The 14,182-nt window shown below is 72.4% G+C and carries 12 protein-coding genes; 8 read left to right on the top strand and 4 right to left on the bottom strand.

Features of this window, described 5'->3' with window-relative positions:
- Nucleotides 1–218: 218 nt before the first annotated feature.
- Entirely contained in the window at nt 219–1,742 is a 1,524-nt protein-coding gene (locus AWQ70_RS20650; protein WP_067178613.1) for an aldehyde dehydrogenase (NADP(+)), read from the bottom strand.
- Nucleotides 1,743–2,156: 414 nt separating this feature from the next.
- Here AWQ70_RS20650 and AWQ70_RS20645 point away from each other — a divergent pair, with 414 nt between their 5' ends.
- The 7 genes from AWQ70_RS20645 (at nt 2,157) to AWQ70_RS20615 (ending at nt 9,612) form a co-directional block, all read left to right on the top strand.
- Nucleotides 2,157–2,918 carry an NAD-dependent epimerase/dehydratase family protein gene (locus tag AWQ70_RS20645; RefSeq protein ID WP_067178612.1) on the top strand — a complete coding sequence of 254 codons (762 nt, stop codon included), beginning with the start codon at nt 2,157–2,159 and terminating at the stop codon, nt 2,916–2,918.
- Nucleotides 2,919–2,984: 66 nt separating this feature from the next.
- Complete coding sequence (locus AWQ70_RS20640) at nt 2,985–5,561, top strand: FtsK/SpoIIIE family DNA translocase (protein ID WP_067178611.1); 2,577 nt, start codon at nt 2,985–2,987, stop codon at nt 5,559–5,561.
- A gap of 129 nt (nt 5,562–5,690) precedes the next feature.
- The gene (locus AWQ70_RS20635) at nt 5,691–6,407 is read left to right on the top strand and encodes a helix-turn-helix domain-containing protein (protein WP_067178610.1); all 717 of its coding nucleotides are present in this window, start codon (nt 5,691–5,693) and stop codon (nt 6,405–6,407) included.
- Between the two features lie 29 nt (nt 6,408–6,436).
- On the top strand, nt 6,437–7,846 hold the full coding sequence (rimO, locus tag AWQ70_RS20630) for a 30S ribosomal protein S12 methylthiotransferase RimO (protein WP_067178609.1): 1,410 nt from the start codon (nt 6,437–6,439) through the stop codon (nt 7,844–7,846).
- Nucleotides 7,843–8,499, top strand: a complete 657-nt coding sequence (gene pgsA / locus AWQ70_RS20625) for a CDP-diacylglycerol--glycerol-3-phosphate 3-phosphatidyltransferase (RefSeq protein ID WP_067178608.1) — start codon at nt 7,843–7,845, stop codon at nt 8,497–8,499. The genes rimO and pgsA overlap by 4 nt, the downstream gene beginning before the upstream one ends.
- On the top strand, nt 8,496–8,993 hold the full coding sequence (locus tag AWQ70_RS20620; RefSeq protein ID WP_067178607.1) for a CinA family protein: 498 nt from the start codon (nt 8,496–8,498) through the stop codon (nt 8,991–8,993). The genes pgsA and AWQ70_RS20620 overlap by 4 nt, the downstream gene beginning before the upstream one ends.
- A 253-nt stretch (nt 8,994–9,246) precedes the next feature.
- Nucleotides 9,247–9,612, top strand: a complete 366-nt coding sequence (locus AWQ70_RS20615; RefSeq protein WP_067178676.1) for a helix-turn-helix domain-containing protein — start codon at nt 9,247–9,249, stop codon at nt 9,610–9,612.
- On the opposite strand, the gene AWQ70_RS20610 is transcribed toward AWQ70_RS20615, so the two are convergent.
- From AWQ70_RS20610 to AWQ70_RS20600, 3 genes are read right to left on the bottom strand one after another with little or no spacing between them, the layout of a single operon-like run.
- Nucleotides 9,609–10,394, bottom strand: a complete 786-nt coding sequence (locus tag AWQ70_RS20610) for an Fpg/Nei family DNA glycosylase (protein WP_067178606.1) — start codon at nt 10,392–10,394, stop codon at nt 9,609–9,611. The genes AWQ70_RS20615 and AWQ70_RS20610 overlap by 4 nt on opposite strands.
- Nucleotide 10,395: 1 nt before the next feature.
- The gene (locus tag AWQ70_RS20605) at nt 10,396–10,860 is read right to left on the bottom strand and encodes an RrF2 family transcriptional regulator (RefSeq protein ID WP_067178605.1); all 465 of its coding nucleotides are present in this window, start codon (nt 10,858–10,860) and stop codon (nt 10,396–10,398) included.
- 57 nt (nt 10,861–10,917) lie between these two features.
- Nucleotides 10,918–12,804, bottom strand: a complete 1,887-nt coding sequence (locus AWQ70_RS20600) for an endonuclease/exonuclease/phosphatase family protein (protein ID WP_084517486.1) — start codon at nt 12,802–12,804, stop codon at nt 10,918–10,920.
- A gap of 169 nt (nt 12,805–12,973) precedes the next feature.
- Between AWQ70_RS20600 and AWQ70_RS20595 the strand changes: the two genes are divergently transcribed.
- Nucleotides 12,974–14,167, top strand: a complete 1,194-nt coding sequence (locus AWQ70_RS20595; protein ID WP_067178604.1) for an ROK family transcriptional regulator — start codon at nt 12,974–12,976, stop codon at nt 14,165–14,167.
- Nucleotides 14,168–14,182: the final 15 nt, after the last annotated feature.

Here is a 14,182-nt window from a genome sequence, read left to right as displayed (position 1 = left end):
TGAGGCGAGCTGAGGGCAGCGCATGGCGTCCGCCCATGTGGGGCCCGCGGAACGCTGCGCCGGAGTGACCTGTTGTGGTTCGGCGATCCGGGGGCCGCCCATGGCGTCTGCCGGGTGGCGGGGGACATGGCTGTGGGGCTGGGCCATGGGCCCCCGGGATACCGGGCGTCCGCGACGGCGTGCGCGCGGAGGGCGTGGGGACGGCGCCGGGCGTCGGGTCAGTGCGGCAGCTCCAGAACGCCGTCCACGTGGCGCGGCAACCCGAGGGGGTTGTCGTCACGCAGCGCCTCGGGAAGCAGGGCGGCGGGCGTGTCCTGGTAGGCCACCGGCCGGAGGAAGCGGAAGATCGCCGCCGTGCCGACCGAGGTGGTCGCCGGCTCCGTGGACGACGGGTACGGCCCGCCGTGCTGCTGAGCCCAGGTCACCGCCACGCCCGTGGGATATCCGTTGAAGATCAGCCGACCGGCCCGGTCGCGCAGGACGGACAGCAGCCGCGCCGCCAGCTCCTCCTCACCGGGCTCGCTGTGCAGGGTGGCGGTCAGGTTGCCGGGCGCGGCCGACAACGCCGCCACCAGCTCGTCCTCGTTCCCGTACGTCAGCACGACGGTCAGCGGGCCGAAGCACTCGTCGAGGAGCAACTCGGCGGTGCTCCCGTCGGAGAGCAGTGCGGCGGGGGCGGTCAGCAGCCGCGCGGCCACCTGCCGGTCATCGCCAGGCTTGCCCGTGGCGGCGACGGTCACGCCGGGCAGCGAGGAGCGGGCGTCCGCTCCCGAAACGAACCCGTGGCGGATGCCGTCGCCGAGCAGCACCTGCGGGCCGGTCTCGGTGAAACGCGCGGCCAGCGACTCGATCAGCGCGCGACCCGCCGGCGTGGCGGGGGCGAGGACGAGGCCCGGCTTGGTGCAGAACTGCCCCGACCCGAGCGTCGCGGACGCGGCCAGACCGGAGGCGATCTCGGCGGTGCGAGCGTCGGCCGCCCCCGGCGTGATCACCAGCGGGTTGAGGCTGCCCAGCTCGCCGTAGAAGGGGATCGGCTCGGGCCGCGATTTCGCCACGTCGTGCAGGTGACGGCCTCCGGGGACCGAGCCGGTGAAGCCGACGGCCTTCACGAGCGGATGCCGGACCAGGGCGAGGCCGGCGTCCTGGCCGTGGACGAGCTGGACGACGTCCTCGGGCAGGCCCGCCGTACGTGCGCCGGCGCGCAGCGCGGCCAGGGCGATCTCCGAGGTCTCGGGGTGCAGCGGGTGGGCCTTGACCACGACCGGGCAGCCGGCGGCGAGCGCGCTCGCGGTGTCGCCCCCGCTGACGCTGAAGGCGAGCGGGAAGTTGCTGGCGGAGAAGACGGCCACCACGCCCACGGGAACGTTCATCCGGCGCAGGTCGGGCCGCGGAGGCGTCGCCGCGGGGTCGGCCCGGTCGATCCGCACGTCGAGCCAGGACCCCTCGCGCAACGCCGCGGCGAACATCCGGAACTGCCCGGCGGCGCGGCCCACCTCGCCGGTCAGCCGGGGCACGCCGAGCGCGGTCTCGGCATCGGCGGCGGCGACGAGCGCCTCGCGGGTGGCCTCCAGCTCGGCGGCGATCGCCTCAAGCAACTCCGCGCGGCCGCGCGGGCCCGCCTCGTCCAGCGCACGCCGGGTCGCCTGGGCGCTGCGGCAGGCCAGATCGACCTGATCGACGGATGACTCGGCGAACTCGCCGCGGCGGTCGCCGGTGCGGGCGTCGACGCTCCAGACGGTCATCGGTGGTGTCTCCAATCACGATCTCGCGCGGTCCGCCGCGACCGGGCGAGGGGCTCGGCCGCCGACGGCTGCACCCATCCTGCACCAGCCCGGTCACGGCGAGGCGACCGGCGACCGGCCTGTGGATAACCTCCCTGGTGCGCCGACGACGAACCCTGGTCTGATCGATCGGGGAGTTCGAGACCGGTCAGGACATGCGGCGCTCTACGTGAACACCGGCGGGCCCGTTCCACGCCCTCCCACGCCGCTCCCCGCATCGGCGGACGCCGCGCAGGCCGGGGCGGCGCCGAGCCTTCGCCCCTTCCTGGGCGTCGCGCGGCCTCCGCCGCGCCAGGAGTCACATACGGGAACGCGGCGAGCGCCATCCGAGCCGCGCGCGGGAGGGCGTGATCCGCCGAGACTTAGGGTCGGACCATGGCGACACTCATCACCGGAGCCGCCGGCCGCATCGGCGCGTGCCTGCGCCGGGGACTGCCCGAGCTCGGGCACCGGCTGCGCCTCACGGACCGGATCCCGATCGAGGAACACGGCGTCGACCAGATCGTCGGCGACATCACCGACCCCGCCACGCTGGCGGCCGCCATGGAGGGGGTACACGCCGTCGTCCACCTGGCCGGCGACCCCTCGACGAGCGCCTCGTTCGAGAGTGTGCTGGCCGCCAACATCGAGGGGACCTACCGCGTCTTCGAGGCGGCGCGGTCGGCGGGCGTGGAACGGGTCGTCTTCGCCAGCAGCAACCACGCCGCCGGGTTCACCCCACGCCAGGAGTCCGCGCCCGCCGACACTCCCGCCCGTCCCGACTCGCTCTACGGCGTCTCCAAGGTGTACGGCGAGGCCCTGGGCCGGTACTACGCCGACCGGTACGGCATACGCGTCGCCTGCCTGCGCATCGGCTCCTTCGAGCCCCGGCCGCCCGACGCCCGCGCCCTCTCCACCTGGCTCAGCCCGGGGGACATGGTCCGGCTGGCCCACGCCTGCCTGACGGCCCCCGAGCTGACCTACGCCCTGGTCTGGGGCGTCTCGGCCAACACGCGGGGCTGGCTGGACCTGGAGCCGGGGCGGGCGCTCGGCTACCATCCGCAGGACGACGCCGAGGTCTACGCCGCCGAGTTCGCCGGGCTCGACCCCGCCGACCCCGATCACGCCTGGCTCGGGGGCCGCACCGTGGAGAGCTGACGGGCCTGGAGCTCCTTTCGGCGTGCCTCCGGGATCTCGGCCGGTCTCACTAGTACCTTCGGCATCATGGCCACCCGTACGTCCGGCAAGGGTTCAGGGAAACGTCCCACGCCGCGGACCGGGTCCCGCCCGGCTCCCGCCAAACGGGCTCCGGCGGGGTCCCGCGGCCGGTCCGGATCGGGGGCCCGCCCGTCCGGCTCCGGTTCCCGCACGACCCGGGGCCGTCAGGTCGCGACCGGCCAGGATCCGGTCAGCTGGGTCTTCCTCGTGATCGGCAGGCTGGTCATCGGCCTCTGGTCGCTGATCGCCCAAGGCATGGGCAGCGCCGTACGCGCCCTGGGGAAGGGCGCCCGCGACCTCGACCCGGCCCATCGCCGCGACGGGCTCGGCCTCGCCGTGCTCGCGGGCGCGATCGTGCTCGCCGCGATGACCTGGCGGGACACGAAGACCGGGGTCGCCGAGGTGGTCGACGCGGCCGTCCACGGCACCGTCGGCGCGCTCACCTGGTCGGTGCCGTTCCTGCTCGGGTTGCTCGCCTGGCGTTTCCTGCGCCACCCCGACCAGAACGCGGAGACCGGCCGGATGGGCATCGGCTGGACGGCCTTCCTGGCGGGCATCCTCGGGATCGTCCACGTCGCGCACGGCACGCCGTACCCCTCGGGGGGCGCGAACGACGGCATGGACAAGATCTCGGAGGCGGGGGGCATGGTGGGCTTCCTCGTCTCGGCGCCGCCGTCGAGCATCCTGCCGGCGTTCATCACGATCCCGTTGCTGCTGATGTTGTCGGGCTTCGGCGTCCTGGTCATCACCGCCACCCCGGTCCACCGGGTTCCCGAGCGCCTCGCCGAGATCCGGCACATGCTCTTCCAGCGTCCGGAGTCGTCGGGCCGGGGCTCGTCCGGGGACCGGACCACGTCGCAGTCACGCCCGAAGCGCAGCCGGAAGAAGCCCGGCACACCGGACGGCGAGTCCGAGATCGGCGACAACGTCAAGCCCTACGACACTCCGGTGCTGTCGGAGGAGAACGGGCGGCGTCCGGACCACGCGCCGGAGATCGTCCCGGGCCTGGTCGACGACGAGGAGGAGGCCGCGGCCGCCCCGGCCAAGGCGCCGTCGGCGCCCCCGCAGCCCACCCCCGCGCCGCGCAAGGTCGAGCAGCTCGTGTTGTCGCCGCAGGCCGGGCCGTACACGCTGCCGGACACGCAGATGCTGCGGACGGGGTCGGCGCCCAAGCCGCAGACGAAGGCCAACACGGTGGTGGTCAACGCGCTGAGCAGCGTGCTGGAGCAGTTCGCCATCGACGCCCAGGTGATCGGTTTCACCCGCGGGCCGACGGTGACCCGCTACGAGATCGAGCTGGGCCCGGCGGTCAAGGTCGAGAAGGTCACGGCGCTCACCAAGAACATCGCCTACGCCGTCAAATCCGCTGATGTCAGGATCCTGTCCCCGATTCCCGGCAAGTCGGCGATCGGGGTGGAGATCCCCAACACGGACAAGGACCTGGTCTCGCTCGGCGACGTGCTCCGCTCCCAGGTGGCCCAGGCGGACCACCACCCGATGATCGTGGGCCTGGGCAAGGACGTCGAGGGCCGTACGATCGTGGCGAACCTCGCCAAGATGCCGCACATCCTCATCGCGGGCGCCACCGGCGCGGGCAAGTCGACCTGCATCAACGGCCTCATCACCTCGATCCTGATGCGGTCCACGCCGGACGAGGTCCGGATGGTGCTCGTCGACCCCAAGCGGGTGGAACTCTCCGCCTACGAGGGCATCCCGCATCTCATCACGCCGATCATCACGAACCCGAAGAAGGCCGCCGAGGCCCTCGAATGGGTCGTCGGCGAGATGGACCGGCGCTACGACGACCTCGCGGCCAGCGGCTTCCGGCACGTGGACGACTTCAACAAGGCCGTACGCGCGGGGAAGCTGACGCCGCCGCCCGGCAGCGAGCGCGTCTACCAGCCCTACCCCTACCTCCTGGTGATCGTCGACGAGCTGGCCGACCTGATGATGGTCGCGCCCCGCGACGTGGAGGACTCCATCGTCCGCATCACCCAGCTCGCGCGGGCCGCCGGCATCCACCTGGTCATCGCCACGCAGCGGCCGTCCGTGGACGTGGTCACCGGTCTGATCAAGGCGAACGTGCCGTCCCGGCTGGCGTTCGCGACCTCCTCGCTCGCGGACTCCCGGGTCATCCTCGACCAGCCGGGCGCGGAGAAGCTCGTCGGGCAGGGCGACTCGCTGTTCCTGCCGATGGGCGCGAGCAAGCCGATGCGCCTGCAGAACGCGTTCGTCTCGGAGAAGGAGATCGCCGAGGTCGTCGCGCACTGCAAGGCCCAGATGCAGGTCGAGTACCGCGAAGACGTGGCCGCGCCGGCGTCGGCGAAGCGCGAGATCGACGAGGAGATCGGCGACGACCTCGACCTGCTGATCCAGGCCGCGGAGCTGATCGTCTCGACGCAGTTCGGCTCCACGTCGATGCTGCAGCGCAAGCTGCGGGTCGGCTTCGCCAAGGCGGGCCGGCTGATGGACCTGCTGGAGAGCCGCAACGTGGTGGGGCCGAGCGAGGGTTCCAAGGCCCGAGAGGTCCTCGTCAAGCCGGACGACCTGCCCGCGCTCCTCGCCGACCTGCGCGGAGAGTAGCGCTGTTCTCACGACACGGAGCACCCCCCGCGCATTCCTCCGGATCGACTACTGGTTGAATGGGACCAACTACGCACCGTCGATGACGGGTGACGGTTCCGGGCGTAGCCGTTTCGGGGGGCGGAAGCTATGAGCATTGGCGAAGCTCTGGCGGAGGCGCGGCAGCGCATGGGCTTGACCGTGGGTCAGCTCAGCAAGCGCACGCGCATACGCGAGACCGTGATCGAGGGCATCGAGCGGGACGACTTCTCGCTCTGCGGAGGCGACTTCTACGCGCGGGGGCACCTGCGTGCGATCTCAAGGGCGGTGGGGCTCGACCCCGACGAGACGGTCAGGCAGTACGACGCGCTGCGCGACGGCTCGATCATGCAGATACGCGCCGCGAGCGTGTTCAAGGCCGGCCGGTCCCTGGGCGCACGCGCGCGGAGGGCGTCCGGCTGGACGATGGCGCTCGCGATCGCCGCGGTCATCGCCGTGATCTTCGGCGCCGTCCGGCTGCTCGGCGGCTCCGGCGACACGGTCCACGAGACGGCGGCGCAGAGCAGGAAGGCCCCGGAGGCCCGGCACGACCCGGCCAAGGTGACCGGCGAAATGGTCGTGCTCAAGGTCACCGCGAAGAGGTCGTCCTGGCTCAACGTCAGGGACGGCGCGGGCCGCCAGCTCTTCCAGGGCACCGTCAAGAAGGGCAAGACCTCCACGTGGAAGGCCCGTGACCAGGTCAAAGTCGTCTTCGGCGACGCCGGCGCCTTCCGCCTTGAGGTCAACGGGAAGGACCTCGGCACCCCGGGCAAGGGAGGGGAGATGCTGCGGCGCACCTACGGGCCGGGAGTCCCGGGTCCCCGCTAGGGCCCGACTCCCGATACCGTAGTTTCATCATGTCTTCTCGCCGAACCGTATCGCTGGTCACCTTGGGTTGCGCGCGCAACGAGGTGGACTCGGAAGAGCTGGCCGCGCGCCTCGAAGCCGCGGGCTGGGAGATGGGCGACGACGCGCCCGATGTCATCGTCGTGAACACCTGTGGCTTCATCGATTCGGCGAAGAAGGACTCGATCGACACGCTGCTGGCGGCGGCGGACTCGGGCGCCAGGGTCGTGGCTGCCGGGTGCATGGCGGAGCGGTACGGCGAGGAGCTCGCCGAGGCGCTTCCCGAGGCCGCCGCGGTGATCTCCTTCGACGACTACGCCTCGATCGGGGAGCGACTCGACGACGTGGTGGCCGGCCGGGCGCTCAAGCCGCACACGCCGCGCGACCGGCGCCTGCTGCTGCCGATCACCCCGGTCGAGCGGCGGGCGGCGCGAGCCCAGATCCCCGGGCACGGCGGCGACCTGCCCGAGGGCCTCGCCCCGGCGAGCGGCCCGCGGCCGCTGCGCAGGCGGCTGAGCGGAGGCCCCGTGGCCTCGCTGAAGCTCGCCTCCGGCTGCGACCGGCGGTGCAGCTTCTGCGCGATCCCCGCCTTCCGCGGCGCGTACGTCTCCAGGAGCCCCGAGGAGCTGCTCGCGGAGGCGAGCTGGCTGGCCGAGCAGGGCGTCAAGGAGCTCGTGCTGGTCAGCGAGAACTCGACGTCGTACGGCAAGGACCTGGGCGACCTGCGGGCGCTGGAGACGCTGCTGCCGAAGCTGGCCGCGACCGACGGCATCGAGCGGGTCCGAGTCAGTTATCTGCAGCCGGCCGAGCTGCGGCCCGGCCTGCTCGACGTGATCGCCTCCACCGAGGGCGTGGTGCCGTACTTCGACCTCTCGTTCCAGCACGCGAGCGGTCCGGTGCTGCGGCGGATGCGGCGCTTCGGCGACCCCCGGCGCTTCCTCGACCTGCTGGAGCAGATCCGCGAGCGCGCCCCCGAGGCGGGCGTGCGCTCCAACTTCATCGTGGGCTTCCCGGGCGAGACCGAGGAGTACTTCGACGAGCTGATGGCCTTCCTCCAGGAGGCCAGGCTCGACGTGATCGGCGTCTTCGGCTACTCGGACGAGGAGGGCACGGAGGCGGCGTCCTTCGACGGCAAGCTCGACCAGGAAACCGTGGACGAGCGCGTGGCCATGCTGTCCGAGCTGGCCGAGGAGCTCGTCGCCCAGCGGGCGGAGGAGCGCATCGGCACCGACCTGGAGGTCCTCATCGAGGAGGACCTGGGCGACGGCGGCTACGAGGGGCGGGCGGCCCACCAGGGGCCCGAGGTGGACGGTTCCGTCACGGTCCAGGGCATCGGCCTGGTGCCGGGGCAGATCGTCCCGGCCGTCGCCGTCGACTCGGAGGGGGTTGACCTGATCGCCCGGATCAAGGCCGGTCCATGACTGAGCGCAGCGAGCCTCCGGTGACCGCGGCGAGTGCGCCGGAGATCCTCCCGGAGCCGCCGGCGGCCCGGATCGCCGAGCCGGCGGAGGCTCCCGTTCGCCTGGTCAGCACCTGGAACATCGCGAACGCGCTGACCATCGTGCGCCTGATGATCGTTCCGATCTTCACGGTGTTCCTCTTCATGGACGGGCAGGGTTGGCGGTACGGCGCCCTCGCGGTCTTCCTGGTCGCCTCGCTCACCGACCAGCTCGACGGGTGGCTGGCCCGCAGGTACGGCCTGATCACCGACTTCGGGAAGATCGCGGATCCGATCGCCGACAAGGCGCTGATCGGCGCCGCGCTGGTGAGCCTGTCGCTCCTCGCCGAGATCCCCTGGTGGGTGACCATCGTGATCATCGCCAGGGAGGCCGGGGTGACCCTGCTCCGGTTCATGGTCATCAGGCACGGCGTGATTCCGGCCAGTTACGGCGGGAAGGTGAAGACCGTCCTGCAGATCGTGGCGATCGCGCTCTACATCCTCCCGCAGGCGCCCGGCCTGGTCCGGTGGCTGCTCATGGGGCTCGCGCTGGCCGTCACCGTCGGCACGGGCGTGGACTACGTGGTCCGGGCGGTCCGGCTGCGTCAGGTGGCGAGGAGGTCGCGCGCCGAGTGAGGGGTTCAGCCGCAGCGCAGATCCTGTCGCTGCTGGTCCGGCAGGGGGCCACCGTCGCGGTGGCCGAGTCGTTGACGGGCGGCCTGCTCGGGGCCGGGCTGACCGACCCCATGGGCGCTTCCGCCGCCTTCCGCGGCGGCGTGATCGCGTATGCGACAGAACTGAAGACGAAGCTGCTGGGAGTGCCGGCCGACCTGCTGGAGCGGGAAGGGGCCGTGCATCCGGAGGTCGCGGCGGCGATGGCCAGCGGGGTCCGCGAGGTCGCCGAGGCCGACTACGGGCTGGCCGTGACGGGGGTGGCCGGCCCGGACACGCAGGACGGCAAGGAGGTCGGCACCGTCTACGCCGCGCTGTGCGGTCCGGACGGGCGCGTCTGGCACCGGAACATGATGTTGAGCGGCTCACGGGAGAGCATTCGGGCGGCCACCGCCCAGGAGGCCTTGGAGCTGCTGAGAGGTGTGCTAGAAGCAAATTTGGGGGAACAATCGGGATGATTACCGCGTTACGTCACCAGCGAACATGCTCGCCACGGTCTGCCGCGGTGTCGCTCGATACGGGTACGGTGGAGCTGTGAGTGAGGTCCGTGAGCCATCGGCGAGGAGCAAGTCCGGAAAGCGGCCGGGGAAAGGGCCGAACGAACCAATGATGACGGCGAGGACTATGTACGAAGGGCGTTCGAAGAACGGGCGATACGAGCCGACCGCGCGGAGCGCCGTGAAGACGCCTGCGCTCGGGAGGGAGCGACAGATGGTCCTGCTGCGTCAGCTGCTCGGTGATGTGCTGCGGCGGCTGCGGGTGCGGCAGAACCGCACCCTGCGCGAGGTGTCCACCCTGGCACGCGTCTCACTCGGTTATCTGTCCGAGGTGGAGCGCGGGCAGAAGGAGGCGTCCTCGGAGTTGCTCGCCTCGATCTGCGGCGCCCTCGGTGTTCCGTTGTCCCAGGTGCTTCGTGAGGTTTCCGACCAGTTCGCGCTGGCCGAGCTCCAGCATGCGCCGGTCCTGGCCGACATGCCCGAGCACGAGCGGCTGCCGATTCCGGAGACCGTTCCCGGTGGCCTTCCCGGCTCCGAGTTCGAAGGCTTCACCGAGGTCAAGGACATGGTCGCCGCCTAGTCTCCCTGACAGGCGCGACACCAGAAGATCAACCGTTCGTAGGACCGCGGCCCGAGTTCCCCGCTGCTGACCGGGGCTCCGCAGCGTCGGCAGGGGCGGCGTGCCCTGCCGTATACGTAGAACGCCCGTCCTGGCCGTGAGTCGCCGGTGGTGACCGGGGCCGGAGCGTCCTTGCTCGCGTCCATGATCCGATGGGCGAGCGTCACGACGCTCTCGAGTTCGTCCGCCGACATCGACCCGACGGTCCGCCATGGCGACAGGCGCGCGAGAAACAGCGTCTCGGCCCGCCAGATCGTGCCGATCCCCGCCAGGTTCCGCTGGTCGAGCAGCGCCTCCCCGATGGCGGTCTCCGGCGCCCGGAGCAGGTTCCGTACGGCCGCGGCCGCGTCCCAGCCGGGCCCGAGCAGGTCGGGTCCGAGATGACCGACGAACCGATCCTCTTTCTCAGTGGGCAGCAGATCGACCGCGCCCAGCCTGGTGCCGACCGCCTGCCATTCCGCGTTCGCGAGGATCAGCCGTACGACGTCGCCGGGCGGCGCGGGACGGCCGGCGGGGGAGACCCGCCAGGCGCCCTCCATCCGCAGGTGCGTGTGGATCGTGAGGCCGCCCTCCAGCCGGGTGAGCAGATGCTTGCCCCGGGAGACGGTTTCGAGGACGGCGCGGCCGCGCAGGTCGGCTGTGGCGTGCCGGGGCACCCGGAAGTCCGACCGGGTGAGCGTCCGGCCGTCGAGCGCCTCGCGCAGCCGCTTCGCGGTGCGGTAGACCGCGTCGCCCTCGGGCATCTCAGACCGGCGTGTGCGAGTTCCACGCGGACGGGTCGGAGGCGAGTTCGGTGACCCTCTCGGGCAGCTCGCCCTTGGCGATCTGCTCCAGCGTGACCTCCTCCAGGATGGCGCGCTCGCTGGCCCGCAGCGCGATCCACACCCGCTGCAACGCCTCGGCCGCGCCCGTGTAGCCCACGTGCTCGGGGCGCTCGCCCCGGACGTTGGCCAGCGGGCCGTCCACCGCCCTGATCACGTCGGCGAGGGAGATCTGGTCGGCCGGCCGGGCCAGGACGTAGCCGCCTTCCGGACCGCGCTGACCGCGGACCAGTCCCGCGCGGCGCATCTGGAGCAGGATGTTCTCCAGGTATTTCGGCGGCATCTCCTGACCCTTGGCGAGCTCGCCCACGGTTGTGGGTCCCTCGCCCGCGGCGGCGAGCTCGGCGGCGGCACGGAGGGCGTAGTCGACACGGGCAGAAAGTCGCATGTAGTCGATTATCCCGCCTGGTTGGCACTGGTTCGACGCCGCCTCACGTCCTCGCCGTCAGTCGAGGCGGAGCCGTACGACGACGGGGAGATGGTCGGAGAACGGGACGCGGGGCACCCGGGCCTCGATCGCCCGCAACCCCGGGGAGAGCAGCACGTGGTCGATGCGCTTCGACGGCGCGTCGGCGGGCGACGTCGGCGGGTTCCCGAGCGTGAGCAGCGGGTCGGACAGCCCGGCGGACTCCAGGGCCCGCATCGCGGGTTCGTCGGGCGTGGTGTTGAGGTCGCCGGCGAGGAGCACCGGCCGGGAGGCCCCGCCGTCCGCTCCGGACAGGGCCCGGACGATCGCCGCCGCCTCGGGCGCCTGTCCCGGCGGCGCCTGCAGGTGGGTGTTCACGATGCCGACCTCCTTGCCACCGACGGTCAGCACGATGGCCTGCGCCTGGGCGCCGGTGGGGTAGTCGTGCCGTCCCAGCGGATGCGAGACGACCTGCCGGACCGGAAGGTTGGTCAGCAGTGCTTCGCCCCAGAGCCGATCGGCGGCCGGGGCGAAGTAGTAGCGCATGCCGAGGCCCTCGGCGATCCGGGCCAGGTCGTCGTGCCCGCCGTTCAGCATCCAGCCCCGGTCCACCTCGCTGAGCAGCACCACGTCGGGATGCTGCGCGCGGGCCCAGTCGGCGATCCGGTCCAGGTCGAGCCGCCCCTCGAGGCCGAACCCCATCCGGATGTTGTACGTGATCAGCGTGAACTCCGGCCGGTCCACCGCACGTTCGCCGGGGGCGGGCCGCCACGCGAGCAGGCCCGCGACCAGGCCCAGCGGCAGGGCGAACGCGAGCCACCTCCTGGCCGGCCACGCGGCGGACGCGACGGGACGGCCCCGGGAGATCTTCGCGCTCGTGGCCGCGACCAGGACCGCCACGGCGATCGGGATCACGACGTTGGGGAAGCCGAGGTCCGCGTCGTAGGCCGCGTAGTAGAGGAACGTGCCGACGAGGAACACGACCATGCCGCCGAGGACCGCCGCGCCGTTCCTGGGAGGACGAGCGGCGGGGAGGCCGCCGCGAGCCGCCTGACCGAGGCAGGCGCCGAGGACGACCGGCGTGACGATGACGAGACCGCTCGCCACGTCGGCGGCCTGGGCGGACACGGCGATGATCAGGATGAGTCCGGCCCAGCCGCTCCACGGGGCGGACCGGGCGCACGCGACGCCCCAGAAGAGCAGCACCACGCGCAGCGCCACGTCGAAGGACACGAGCGCCGCCCAGTCCTGGCCGAGCTCCAGGAACCCGGGGCCTCCGGAGAACATTCCGGTGAGCAGCAGGGCGGGGCCGGCGAGGAACCACACGGCGGCGGGGGCGAGGCCGTCCGACGGAGGCGAGAGCCGTACGGACGCGAGGGCCGCGGCGAGGAAGGCGGCGCAGGCGACGAGGACGGCGACCCAGGGGAGCGGGCCGCCACGCCAGACCAGGTCCATCCGGTCGAGCAGCAGGTGGACGACCGTGGAGACCGCCAGGCCGGCCGCGAGGCCCACGGGGACCGTGTCGCGCGCGGCGGTCCGGGCGGCGCCGTACAGGAAGACCAGGCCGGCGCACACGGCGGTGGCGGAGACGTAGAGCTGCGCGTCGCCGCCGCCGGCCGCCTGCAGGACGAGCCGGCCCGCGACCAGGGCGATCGCGCCGAAGACCAGGACCGGGCGGGCGCCGGCGAGGCGCGCGACCGGTACGGCGGCGAAGGGCAGGACGAACCACAGCGCGGCGAAGACGCCCATCTGCTCCGGCGGGGTCTCGCCGGCCCTGCCGTACAGGGTGATGAGGGAGGGCAGGAAGACCCGCAGCGCGTCGGTGAGCAGGAGCACGCCCAGGGCGAGGGCGACCGGGGTCGCGGACCGGGGAGTGATCCGCCGCGTGACGGGGGTGTCGCGGTTCTCGGTGACCTGACCGGCCATGCGCTCTCCTCTGCCGAAGACATGAGTGATCCTCGTACTTCTTGCCTGGGAGGGCAATAGCGATGCCTCGGGGTTTCCGTCCGATGCGGGGGGATTGCCCGATCGCTAAGCTGGCAGGAAACTTTGCTGACCGGTCGCGGGCGCACCTAACAGATCTTCGGGGGCGATCATGGAAAGTAGGACGGCGGAGCGACGTCCCGGCGTCCCGAGGCTGCTTCGGGAGATCAACGACCGGGCCGCGCTCGAGCTGCTGCTCGCCTCGGGACCGCTCACCCGGGGCCAGATCGGCGAGCTGACGGGGCTGTCCAAGGTGACCGCCTCGCAGACCCTCGCCCGGCTCGAGGAGCGCGGCCTCGTCGAGGTCGTCGGCGAGCAGGCGGGCAACCGCGGCCCCAACGCCGCGCTGTACGGCGTGGTGCCCTCGTGCGGGTACGTCGCGGGCCTGGACGTGGGCCCCGACCTGGTCACCGCGGCGATCGCCGACATCAACGGCAAGGTGGTCGCCCAGGTGACCGCCGAGCCCGCCGCGCACGAGGACCCGGTGTCCGCCGTCCACAACGCCGTCGTCAAGGCGTGCAGGTCGGCCAAGGTGGCGCTGTCGCGGCTGCGCGGCGTCGTGATCGGCACCCCCGGCGTGGTCGATCCGCGCACCGGCGACGTGCGGTTCTCCTTCGACCTGCCGCACTGGCACGAGGGCATCCACGAGGCGCTGGCCCGGGACCTGCGCCGCGAGGTCACGATCGAGAACGACGTCAACCTCGTGGCGGTCGCGGAACGTGCCAACGGGGCGGCCCGGGATGTCGAGGACTTCGTGCTCGTCTGGGTGGGCCGCGGCATCGGCCTGGCCGTCGTCCTGGGCGGTCGGCTGCACCGGGGCAGGACGGGGAGCGCGGGCGAGATCGGCTACCTCCCCGTGCCCGGAGTGCCCCTGGCCGAGACCGTGAAGGCGACCCCCGGGCGGCTGCCCTCGCTCGCCGGCGGCCTGCAGTCCCTGGTCAGCGCCGAGGCGGTCACCGAGCTGGCCCGCGAGTTCGGGTTCGTCGGCGGGAGCGCGGCCGATCTCGTCACGGAGGCGGCGGCGGCGGGGGACCGCGGCGCGCCGCTGCTGGACGAGATCGCCTTCCGCCTGGCCCTGGGCGTCGCCTCCGTGTGCGTGGTGCTCGACCCGGGGCTCGTGGTCCTCGCCGGGGAGGTCGGCCGGGCCGGGGGGACCGGACTGACCGCGCGGGTGGAGGAGGCCGTCGCGCGGATGTGCCTGATCCGCCCGGAGGTGGTCACCACCGAGGTGGAGGGCAACCCCGTGCTGCGCGGCGCCGTCCTGGCCGCGCTCGAGCAGGCCCGCGAGGAGATCTTCGCGTCCTAGGACACGTGAACGCCC

The sequence above is a fragment of the Microtetraspora niveoalba genome (genome assembly GCF_001570405.1).
Lineage (GTDB): Bacteria > Actinomycetota > Actinomycetes > Streptosporangiales > Streptosporangiaceae > Microtetraspora > Microtetraspora niveoalba.
This window is presented reverse-complemented; position numbering and strand designations above follow the sequence as displayed.